The sequence below is a fragment of the Nocardia sp. NPDC058519 genome (assembly GCF_042719755.1).
GTDB lineage: Bacteria > Actinomycetota > Actinomycetes > Mycobacteriales > Mycobacteriaceae > Nocardia.
The window spans coordinates 19,300-28,354 of sequence record NZ_JBHXNK010000026.1; the positions used below are offsets into that span (position 1 = coordinate 19,300).

Below are 9,055 nucleotides of genomic sequence, written 5' to 3' on the forward strand. Positions count from 1 at the left end.
GTCTTCGGTCGGTCTCGCCGAGTCTTGTACGCGAAGGTAACCATCCGACGATGAAATCAGGTTAGGCTAACCTCATGTTGAATGGTGATTCCAGTGGGCGGATCGTCGTCGTCACCGGCGCGGCCGGGGGTATCGGGGCCGCGATCGCCGCCCGTTTCGCCGGCGAGGCCAGGGTGCTGTCCCTGTGGGACCGCGACCCCGCCGTGCACAAGACCGCCGCCGAACTCCCGGCGCGCTCCGCCCATGGTGTCGAGCTGGACGTCAGTGATGGCGCCGCGGTGCAGACAGCGTTCGACCGTCTCGCCACCGAATACGGAACGCCCGATGTCGTCGTGCACGCGGCCGGGCTCATGGTCGGCGGCTCCGCACTCGAGCTCGATCCGCAGGACTGGACGCGCTGTCTGACCGTCAATGCCACCGGCACGATGCTGGTCGCCCAGCGCGCGGCCGCTGACATGGTGTCCGCCGGTCGCGGCGCGATCGTGGTCGTCTCCTCGAACGCGGCCGCGACGCCGCGCGTCGGGATGGCCGCCTACGGCGCCGCCAAGGCCGCTGCCACCTCGTTCACCCGCTCGCTGGCCCTGCAGGTGGCGCCGCTGGGCGTGCGGGTCAACCTGGTCTCGCCGGGCTCCACCGATACCCCGATGCTGCGCGACATGTTCGGCGGCACCGTCCTCGACGACGCCGCCGAGAATGCCCTGCTCGACGGCGATCCGAGTGCCTACCGCCTCGGAATCCCGTTGCGGCGCATCGCCACTCCCGCCGATATCGCGGGCGCAGTCCACTTCCTGGCGTCCGAGGACGCCCGCCACATCACCATGCACGACCTGCGGGTCGACGGTGGCGCAACGCTCGACATGTGACCGAGAGGAATGATCACCATCAGTACCGACAGTTCAGACCCCGCCTTCCTGCTGTCCCGTCCGCAGCGGACCGTGTCCGCCACCGCGGGCGGGACGGTCTTCCGCTCGGCACACGACGCGATCACCGCGCTACGCAGCGGCCGGATCAGCCACATCGTCGGGGCGCTACCCTTCACCCCCGGCGCACCGACCGCGCTGTGGGCACCGGACTCGGTGACGATCACCGAAGCGCCGCACCAGCCCGGTTCCCGGGCGCTCCCCCGCTTCGAACTCGACGCCGCGCTGCCCGCACCGGAGGAACACCGCCAGCGCGTCGCCACCGCGGTCGAAATGCTCGCCGATCCCGCGCACCCCCTGCGGAAGGTGGTGCTGGCCCGCGCTGTTCGCGCTCGCGCGCCGAAACCGGTTCGCGCACTCGACATCCTGGACCTGATGGTCGCATCGGACCCGATGTCCAACGGCTTCCTGGTCGACCTCTCCGCCGCGGGCGGGCGCTATCCCGGCCGTCACCTCGTCGGCTCCAGCCCCGAGATCCTGGTCCGCCGCACCGGAAGTCAGGTGCTCAGCCACCCACTGGCAGGCTCGGCCCGGCGCATTCTCGACGACAGCGGCGCCGACCGAACCGCGGCCGACGCGTTACTCGCCTCCACGAAGGACCATGCCGAGCACCGCTTCGTGACCGATCAGGTCTCCGCCGTGTTGCGCGACCGGTGCGCCGAAGTACTCACTCCCGCACCGGAACTCACCGCCACCCCGGCGATGTGGCATTTGGGCACGCCGATCACCGCGACCGTCCCGCTCGCCGGGCCATCGGCACTGGAGCTGGCGGTAGCCCTGCACCCCACCCCCGCCATCTGCGGCACACCCGCCGCCGCGGCGGCCCGGGTGATCGCCGACCTAGAGGGCGAACGCGGCTTCTACGCGGGCGCGGTGGGCTGGTGTGATGCCGACGGCAACGGTGAATGGATGGTGAGCATCCGCTGCGCCGAGCTCTCCGCCGACGGCACCACCCTGCTCGCCCACGCGGGCGGCGGGATCGTCGCCGCCTCCGACCCCGCCGCCGAATTGGCCGAGACCACCGGCAAATTCCAGCGCATCCTCGGGCCGCTCGGTATCGCCGACCTGCCCGTCACCGTCGGCTGACCCTGCCGACCACTACGCCAACGAGAGACTCACCATGCCCATCCCCCCGATCGCGCCCTATCCGATGCCGACCGCGGACGAGTTCACCGCCGATCAGGTCGACTGGACCGCCGAACCCGGCCGCAGCGCACTGCTGATCCACGATATGCAGCAGTACTTCCTCGACGCCTACGACCTGTACCGCGATCCCGCCCGCACCCTCATCGCCAATATCGCCAAGCTGCGCGACCACTGCCACCAGCTCGACATCCCGGTCATCTACACCATGCAACCCGGCGACCAGCATCCGTCGCGGCGTGGCATCCTCGCCGATTTCTGGGGCACCGGCATGGCCGAGGGCGCCGATACCGAGGTGATCAACGCGATCGCTCCCGACCCGCAGGACATCCAGGTCACCAAGTGGCGCTACTCCGCCTTCCAGCGCACCGATCTGCGTGAACTCCTCGGCTACTACGGTCGCGACCAGCTTCTCATCACCGGCGTCTACACCCACATGGGCTGCATGCTCAGTGCCGCAGAGGCTTTCATGGGCGATGTCCGCCCGTTCCTCGTCCACGACGCCACCGCGGACTTCAGCCGCGACGAACACATCATGGCGCTGAACTACGTCGCCCGCCGCTGCGGCGCCGTCACCAGCACCGACAATCTGATCGGTCAGCTCGAAAGCGCGAAGGTGGAATCCACCGAGCGCCGATCCGCCTGATCCCCACTTCGAGTACGGCTGTGGCACCGCCTCTTCCGTGCACGACGAAGGGCCCTGCCGTTCCGCTGAACGGCAGGGCCCTTCTGCCGCCGCATTCCGCTGGGCGGCAATCCCAGAGAGAAACAGGAACACCTTTCATGTCAGTTCACCGAATGACGGCACGCATGCGTGCGGCCGTCGCCCTCTTGATCGTCGCGACGGCCGCGACGGCGGCAGGCTGCGGCAGCTCCACCGCCGACCAGGCGGCCGACACCGGCACCCGCCAGGTGGAAACCGCCAAGGGCCCCGTCACGGTGCCCGCCGACCCGCAGCGCATCGTGGTCCTCAACGGCGCTCTCGCCGGATACCTCTTCGACCTCGACGCCAACGTGAAAGCGGCGGATCCGCGCATCCTCGGCATCACGCTGAAGCCCGGCGAGTTTCCCCCGGCCTGGGCCGCGGACGCCAAGGAACAGGGCACGGTGACGGTGCCCTCCGGTGACGACCTGAACCTGGAGTTCATCGCCGCCCAGCGGCCGGACCTGATCATCGGCGGCGGACCGGGCTATCCGGGCCAGCAGACGATCAAGAACTACGACAAGCTCACGGCCGTCGCGCCCACCGCACTGGTGGCATCCGACGCCACCAACTGGCAGGACCAGTTGAAGTCGGTGGCGAACATCGTGAACCGCCCCGAGAAGGTGGACAGCATGATCACCACCTACAACGACAAGGTCGCGAAGGTGAAATCCGGTCTGAAACTGCCGCAGGGCGCGGCCGCCGTGATGCAGTCCCAATCGGACGGTAAACCCATCCTGCTCGTCCCCAACACCCCGCTCGGCGCGCTGCTCACCGACGTCGGCTTCACCGTGGACGACAAGATCGAAGCGAAGGCAGGCAACCCGCCCCGGCCCGCGGCGGGCGACTGGGTGACCTTCAGCCCCGAACTGCTGAGCACCGTCGTCGACGCTCCGGTGCTCTTCGTGATCACGGTCGACAACGGCCGCGATATCGCCCAGCTGAAGGCAGATCCAGCGCTCGCCATGCTCCCGGCCTTCCAGAAGGGTCAGGTCTACGAGCTGCCCGCGGAAAGCAAGCGTCCGGACTACCGGGTCGCCATGTCGGTCCTCGACCTGTTGGCGGAGCGCTTCAAGTAGTTGCCGTCGGCGCGCCGCGGCCGCGTGATCACAGCTATAGGGTTGCTTCCCAATCCTGCGAGGTATCGATGTCACCGCGGTCGTGCTGCGACAGCAGGGCGACGACTACCGTCCGATCACGTTCGGTATCAAGAGCTCGCACAATGGATTCGGTGGCATCGATGAAGTGCGCGACGATCTCGATACCGAACTGATCGCGCGGTACTTCGTCGCGAAGAGCAGTGATGGAACGTTCGCCGCCAGGGACCGCTCCGGCGCGATCGGCGGTTCCTGGCCGACCCAGGCAATGGTCAGCGCACCCCGACGCCTAAACCGAATAGCAGGTAACGCATCTCGGAACAATTCGGATCCGCCCCCGTTTCACACTACCTTCCCAACGATCCAAATGCTATACATAACAAGATCTTTGGGGAGGAAGCAGTGGGGGATACTTTCGTCGCGGTCGCGGGCTCTGGCAACATCGCCGTCCGCACCACAGAGCAGGGCCAACCGGTGCGGTTGCGCGTCCGGCAGGAAGAGCTGAATCGGCATCCCGCGCACTTGGCCGCGGAGATCGTGCTGCTGTGTCGCCAGGCCGCCGCCCGCGGCGCCCTCCTCCGCAGGGAAGCGCTCGAAGCCGCGGGCATGAGTGCCGCGGCCATCGCCGCGACCGGCCTGCCCACCCGCGACGACGTCGCGCGCGCCGAACTCGACTACGACCAGCAGTTCGGCGCTGAGCCGCAGATCTGGGTCCGACCCAACTGAGGAGGGCGACCATGGTCGACTCGATGGACGAACTCATGCATCGCGTGCGCGGCAGGTTCTACCGTATGCAAGAACTCTCCGAGCGCCTCGCCGCGATCCGCATCCGCGAATCCCGCGCCGACGGCGCCGTGGTGGTCGAGATGGACGGCAACGGCTCGCTCGTGAATCTCACACTGACCGAACAGATCTCACTGATGACCGCGACGGATTTCGAGACGGCTGTCGTCGCCGCCGCTGCGGCCGCCACCGACCGCGCGCTCGAGCAACAAGCGGCGTTGGTCCGAGATTTCAACGAGGAAATCGCCGGCTGAGGCCGACACCGACACAACCATCTCTTCAAGATCCGGGGAATCTCATGGCCGATCGCCTGCAAGCCGACCACTCCACCATCGCCGAATTCGGCAGCGCCCACGCGGGCATGGCATCCAAGGTCGCCGCATCCGCCTTCGAACAGGGCGCGCTGGTCGCCGCTGTCGCACCGGTTTTCGGTCTCATCGGCCAGGACTTCCTCGCCGCGTTCTCCAGCGCGTCGGGCAATCACCTGACCACCCTGGGTGAGATCGCGGCAGTCCACGCGGGCACCTCGCTGACCGCTTTTCAAGCCGCCGGTCTGTACACCTCGACCGACCAGTCCTCGTCGGGCGCGCTGAGCCAGGTGATCTGAGCATGGCCGACGGCGATGCGCCTGTGGAGACCGAAGATCCTGCGGTACAGGAGGATCCGGCCGCCGAGGCACCGCTCGACGAGACCGAGGAACAGGTACAGACGGTCGAGGACATCATCCGCGACCTCCTCGACAGCGACGCGCTGGCACCGCTGCTCGGCCTTTCGGTCCCTGACATGCTCAGTTCCCTCGGCCTGCCCCAACTCCCCCAGCTGTCCGCGCGGCCGACCGACGGCAGCGCGACGTCGACACCGCTGGACATCGCGGGCCTGATCGAGCCCGTCCTGCAGATGGCCTCCGCCTTCGGCACCGGAAACACCAGCAGCGGTACCGGTTCCGATGCGAAGAGCTCGCTCAGCGACACCTCCGACGCCCTGTCCTCGACCAGCGATCTCGCCTCGTCGGCACTGCAGGCGGCCACCGAACTCTGGGAGGGCATCGGCTCGGTCGCCGCGGCACTGAAGAGCACTGATCTGCAGAAGAGCAGCACGGAGGCGGCGGCCCAGAGCGACAAGATCAAAACCCTCGTCGCGCAGGGCGCCCAGACCGTCGGCCAGGGGGTCTCGGAGATCGGCGGCATCGTCACCCGGTTCTTCTCGGCCATGACCGCCGCGGGCCCGTTCCTGTGGACGCCGCCCGGCCAGGCGTGGGCGATCGGCCTCGCTACCGAGAGCACCGCCGAAGCCCAGGGCGTGGTGGCGAAGACGCAGGCGGACCTCACCGCCAAAGCGGGCGAGATGACCACCGCGGGTGAGCCGGTGGAGGTCACCGACGCACCGACCGGCGTCGACGCGATGAGCGTGGCGACCGAGCTGATCGGGCTGGTCTCGCCGCTGATGAGCCTGGCCTCCACCGGCATGTCCGCGCTGAGCGGGCTCGGCAGCACGGCCGCCGACGCGGTCGAGTCCGGTGTCTCGACCGCGAGCGATGTCGCGAGTCAGGCCTCCGAGTCCGCGAGCAAGCTCGCCGACGCCGCCTCGTCCGCGGCGGAATCGCTGTCGGCACCGACGACTCCCGACAGCAGCCTGTCGACGGCCGGGACGACCGAGAACTCACCCAAAGACCCGCTGTTGCAGCCCGCCTCGGCCGGGTCGGGTGGCGGATCGGGCGGCTTCGTGGGCGGGATCGGTGGCGTTGCGGGCAGCCCGCTGTCCAACTCCCCGTTCAGCGGTCGAATGAGCACTATCGGCAGCCCGGCACTGCCGACGACCTCGGGTGTCGACGGCTCGGCGAACCCGAACGCGCGCGCCGGCAGCGCGGGCGCACCCGGCGTCCCCGGTGCCGCGACCCCCGCGGCCTCGGCGGCTCGCCGGGCCGGCGAGGGCAGTTCACAGGACCCCAACCACTCGCCGCTCGTCACCGGCCTGCACGGCGACGAACTCGTCGGCGATCTGAACGCGGGCGCGCTGCCCGTCATCGGCGTCGAGGAGGAGGTCTTCGACGAGGCACCGGACGACCTGTCCGTCTGACCCACCAGATCCAGGAGTTCCCATGACCGACAAAGTCGAAGTAGATCCGGCGCAGTTGCAACGGCTCGCCGCCGATGCCGACGCCCTGCGCGACCGCCTTGCCGCCATCGCGGCCAAGGGGGTCGCCGCCGTCGCACCCGGCTCCGCCGCCTGGGGCGGCGACCGCTACGGCAACCGGTTCACCAGCGCCGACGGCGCCAATTTCGTCGTCCGCGCCGACCAACTCCGCACCACCACCACCGAACTGGGCGAGGCGTTCGATACCTTCGCCAGCGGCGAGGATCAATCGAAGTCGAAGATCAACGGCACCGAAAACGGCAACACGGATCTGTTCCGCTGATGTCGAACGAGTACGCCGACCGCGCCGAGTCGATGCTGGAAGACCTACACCGCCACGCCGCGACCATCGCCGCGGCGGCCGCCGAACGAGCCGCGCTCACCGCCACCGCGTCGGCCGCACAGGACCGGGTGACGGTCACGGTCAACGCCGACGGCGTCGTCATTCGCACCCAACTGGCCCCGACCGCGGCAAGCATGAGCCTCACCGAGCTCGCCGAATCCTTCACCGCGGCAACCCAGGACGCCGCCGGTCAGGTGCAACGGGAAAGCGCCCGCCTGCTCGCCACCGTCACCGCGAACGGCGCCCCCATTCCCAAGCTCTCCGACATCGTCGCCGACATGCCCGAACTCAGCGAACTCCTCCCCGACCTCGCCCCCGCCTCGTTCGCCGCCCCCACCCCGCCACGCCGCGACCCCACCGACGCCGACGCCCACCCGATGAACACCAGCTCCGGCGTCAACATCTTCGGCAAAGCCTGACCCGAGTTCCGAGTAGTGTCTGTTCGAACGAAACGAGGAGAGTCGCGATGCCGTTTCAGGATTCGGGCCGGGAGGTCTGCGTCGTCACCACGCTCCGCGGTGACGACGAGTGGATAGTCGCCTTCGTCATCGACGGACGCAAGTATCCGTCCGCCGCGGATTTCGACCGGGTAGTACGAGATGCGTTCATCCAGATCAATCGGCGGTGGAGACTGATCGCGGAATTCGAGACCCGAGCGGTAGGGATCGGCGAACCAGATTACGAATTCCCGTCATGGGAAGATTTCCGAGGAATGCTCGAGCGCGGCGAGTGGGCAGGCTAGGTCACCGGTCCCCATCGATCAACCGACCCGACTCGTCCCAGGCCCGCTTCGATGCGATGCCCCCGCCAGGCGAGAAGACCGTCTCACCGACCAGAGTTCCGTTTCCGTCGTACGCCAACCAGGTGCCAACTGCCCGCCCCTTCGAGAATTGGCCGATGGATCTGACAGAACCATCCCCATGCCACGCGCGGGACGGACCGTCGCGGCGCCCACCGACAAAGGTCTCGACAGAAACGACCGGACCAGTCGACCCGATCCGCTCGATCACCGCCCCGGTCAAGGGAGCGCCCTCGTATTCGGCGACCCCCGCCCAGTCGATCGACAACAATGGATCACCGCTATCGATCGCGTCGCGAGGGATCCCTTTCCTGGTCAGCTCGTCCCAGATCTCGATGACCCGCCCCTGCTCGTCATAGACCACCGACGACTCCAACCCGTCATCGCGATCATAGACATCGACCCGTCTGAGCCGACCGGACCGATACCACTCTTCCCACTTGCCGAGAGGCAAATTGTTGTGAAACAACCCCTCATAGCGCTTGGCGCCATCGAAATACGTCCCCGACCACAGCCCGTCACGATCACCGTCGGAGTAACTCCAGAACTCACGCGGCCCACCGTCCACTCCGACTTCCACATACCCCGAAAACGGCACACCGCGATACGACAACCGACCAGTTGCCCTGTCGATCGCCACACCCGGATCGTCGCGGTCGATGAAATCGTCGGCGAATTCCGACACAGCCACGCCCCTCTCCGCAATCAGAAGTACGACATGAACGCCGCGTTGAACTCGGGCTCACGAGTATCGAAGGTACCCGGCGTGTAGTCGAGCCCACGCACCCTGGCAACGAACTCCGAGGGCAGCACGAGCGGGCTGGCGGCCAGGTATCGCAGGGAATCCTCACGCCAGATCCAGACTCCGTCGGAGTACAACGACGAACCGCCCTCGATCCAGCCGTCACCCGCGACGAGATCGAGCGTCGCTTCCATCACGTCGAATATCGCCCGCACGTTGGACATGTATTCGAGAATGCGGCCTCGATCCGGTTCCACCGCACCGGTTTCGGCGGTGGACAGCGACGGCAGATCCTGAAACCGATCCTGATACATCTCCCGGTACATCGCTACCGGCCGCAACACCATCACGTTCTCCCCTCACCGAGCCGCCGCCCTCGGACGCCCCCGTCC

The 9,055-nt window shown here is 67.7% G+C and carries 13 protein-coding genes; 11 read left to right on the top strand and 2 right to left on the bottom strand.

Going from position 1 to position 9,055, the window contains the following annotated elements:
• The first annotated feature begins 74 nt into the window (after positions 1-74).
• The 11 genes from ACFWPK_RS25525 (at position 75) to ACFWPK_RS25575 (ending at position 7,864) form a co-directional block, all read left to right on the top strand.
• On the top strand, positions 75-863 hold the full coding sequence (locus tag ACFWPK_RS25525) for an SDR family oxidoreductase (RefSeq protein ID WP_378919817.1): 789 nt from the start codon (positions 75-77) through the stop codon (positions 861-863).
• Between the two features lie 9 nt (positions 864-872).
• Positions 873-2,006 (top strand): isochorismate synthase MenF, encoded by a 1,134-nt coding sequence (locus ACFWPK_RS25530; protein ID WP_378919820.1) that lies wholly within the window; start codon positions 873-875, stop codon positions 2,004-2,006.
• A gap of 34 nt (positions 2,007-2,040) precedes the next feature.
• Positions 2,041-2,709 (top strand): isochorismatase family protein, encoded by a 669-nt coding sequence (locus ACFWPK_RS25535; RefSeq protein WP_378919822.1) that lies wholly within the window; start codon positions 2,041-2,043, stop codon positions 2,707-2,709.
• Positions 2,710-2,846: 137 nt separating this feature from the next.
• Positions 2,847-3,845: an ABC transporter substrate-binding protein gene (locus ACFWPK_RS25540; RefSeq protein WP_378919824.1), complete on the top strand. Its 999-nt coding sequence runs from the start codon at positions 2,847-2,849 to the stop codon at positions 3,843-3,845.
• 420 nt (positions 3,846-4,265) lie between these two features.
• Positions 4,266-4,589, top strand: coding sequence for a hypothetical protein (locus ACFWPK_RS25545; protein WP_378919826.1), 324 nt, complete (start codon positions 4,266-4,268; stop codon positions 4,587-4,589).
• Between the two features lie 11 nt (positions 4,590-4,600).
• Positions 4,601-4,900: a YbaB/EbfC family nucleoid-associated protein gene (locus tag ACFWPK_RS25550; protein ID WP_378919828.1), complete on the top strand. Its 300-nt coding sequence runs from the start codon at positions 4,601-4,603 to the stop codon at positions 4,898-4,900.
• A gap of 44 nt (positions 4,901-4,944) precedes the next feature.
• Positions 4,945-5,253: a type VII secretion target gene (locus ACFWPK_RS25555; protein WP_378919830.1), complete on the top strand. Its 309-nt coding sequence runs from the start codon at positions 4,945-4,947 to the stop codon at positions 5,251-5,253.
• Positions 5,254-5,255: 2 nt separating this feature from the next.
• Positions 5,256-6,722, top strand: a complete 1,467-nt coding sequence (locus ACFWPK_RS25560) for a hypothetical protein (protein WP_378919832.1) — start codon at positions 5,256-5,258, stop codon at positions 6,720-6,722.
• Positions 6,723-6,744: 22 nt separating this feature from the next.
• The gene (locus tag ACFWPK_RS25565) at positions 6,745-7,062 is read left to right on the top strand and encodes a hypothetical protein (protein ID WP_378919834.1); all 318 of its coding nucleotides are present in this window, start codon (positions 6,745-6,747) and stop codon (positions 7,060-7,062) included.
• Positions 7,062-7,541, top strand: a complete 480-nt coding sequence (locus tag ACFWPK_RS25570; protein WP_378919836.1) for a YbaB/EbfC family nucleoid-associated protein — start codon at positions 7,062-7,064, stop codon at positions 7,539-7,541. The genes ACFWPK_RS25565 and ACFWPK_RS25570 overlap by 1 nt, the downstream gene beginning before the upstream one ends.
• A gap of 47 nt (positions 7,542-7,588) precedes the next feature.
• Positions 7,589-7,864 (top strand): hypothetical protein, encoded by a 276-nt coding sequence (locus tag ACFWPK_RS25575; RefSeq protein ID WP_378919838.1) that lies wholly within the window; start codon positions 7,589-7,591, stop codon positions 7,862-7,864.
• A gap of 1 nt (position 7,865) precedes the next feature.
• Here ACFWPK_RS25575 and ACFWPK_RS25580 read toward each other — a convergent pair whose 3' ends face one another.
• Positions 7,866-8,612, bottom strand: a complete 747-nt coding sequence (locus tag ACFWPK_RS25580; protein WP_378919840.1) for a toxin-antitoxin system YwqK family antitoxin — start codon at positions 8,610-8,612, stop codon at positions 7,866-7,868.
• Positions 8,613-8,626: 14 nt separating this feature from the next.
• Positions 8,627-9,010: a hypothetical protein gene (locus ACFWPK_RS25585; RefSeq protein ID WP_378919842.1), complete on the bottom strand. Its 384-nt coding sequence runs from the start codon at positions 9,008-9,010 to the stop codon at positions 8,627-8,629.
• Positions 9,011-9,055 lie beyond the last annotated feature (45 nt).

Excerpts from the sequence above, each read along its gene's own strand:
- ACFWPK_RS25540 (WP_378919824.1), top strand. The coding sequence starts at position 2,847 with ATGTCAGTTCACCGAATGACGGCACGCATGCGTGCGGCCGTCGCCCTC.
- ACFWPK_RS25585 (WP_378919842.1), bottom strand. The coding sequence starts at position 9,010 with ATGGTGTTGCGGCCGGTAGCGATGTACCGGGAGATGTATCAGGATCGG.
- ACFWPK_RS25565 (WP_378919834.1), top strand. The coding sequence starts at position 6,745 with ATGACCGACAAAGTCGAAGTAGATCCGGCGCAGTTGCAACGGCTCGCC.
- ACFWPK_RS25575 (WP_378919838.1), top strand. The coding sequence starts at position 7,589 with ATGCCGTTTCAGGATTCGGGCCGGGAGGTCTGCGTCGTCACCACGCTC.
- ACFWPK_RS25555 (WP_378919830.1), top strand. The coding sequence starts at position 4,945 with ATGGCCGATCGCCTGCAAGCCGACCACTCCACCATCGCCGAATTCGGC.
- ACFWPK_RS25535 (WP_378919822.1), top strand. The coding sequence starts at position 2,041 with ATGCCCATCCCCCCGATCGCGCCCTATCCGATGCCGACCGCGGACGAG.
- ACFWPK_RS25550 (WP_378919828.1), top strand. The coding sequence starts at position 4,601 with ATGGTCGACTCGATGGACGAACTCATGCATCGCGTGCGCGGCAGGTTC.
- ACFWPK_RS25570 (WP_378919836.1), top strand. The coding sequence starts at position 7,062 with ATGTCGAACGAGTACGCCGACCGCGCCGAGTCGATGCTGGAAGACCTA.
- ACFWPK_RS25560 (WP_378919832.1), top strand. The coding sequence starts at position 5,256 with ATGGCCGACGGCGATGCGCCTGTGGAGACCGAAGATCCTGCGGTACAG.
- ACFWPK_RS25525 (WP_378919817.1), top strand. The coding sequence starts at position 75 with ATGTTGAATGGTGATTCCAGTGGGCGGATCGTCGTCGTCACCGGCGCG.
- ACFWPK_RS25530 (WP_378919820.1), top strand. The coding sequence starts at position 873 with ATGATCACCATCAGTACCGACAGTTCAGACCCCGCCTTCCTGCTGTCC.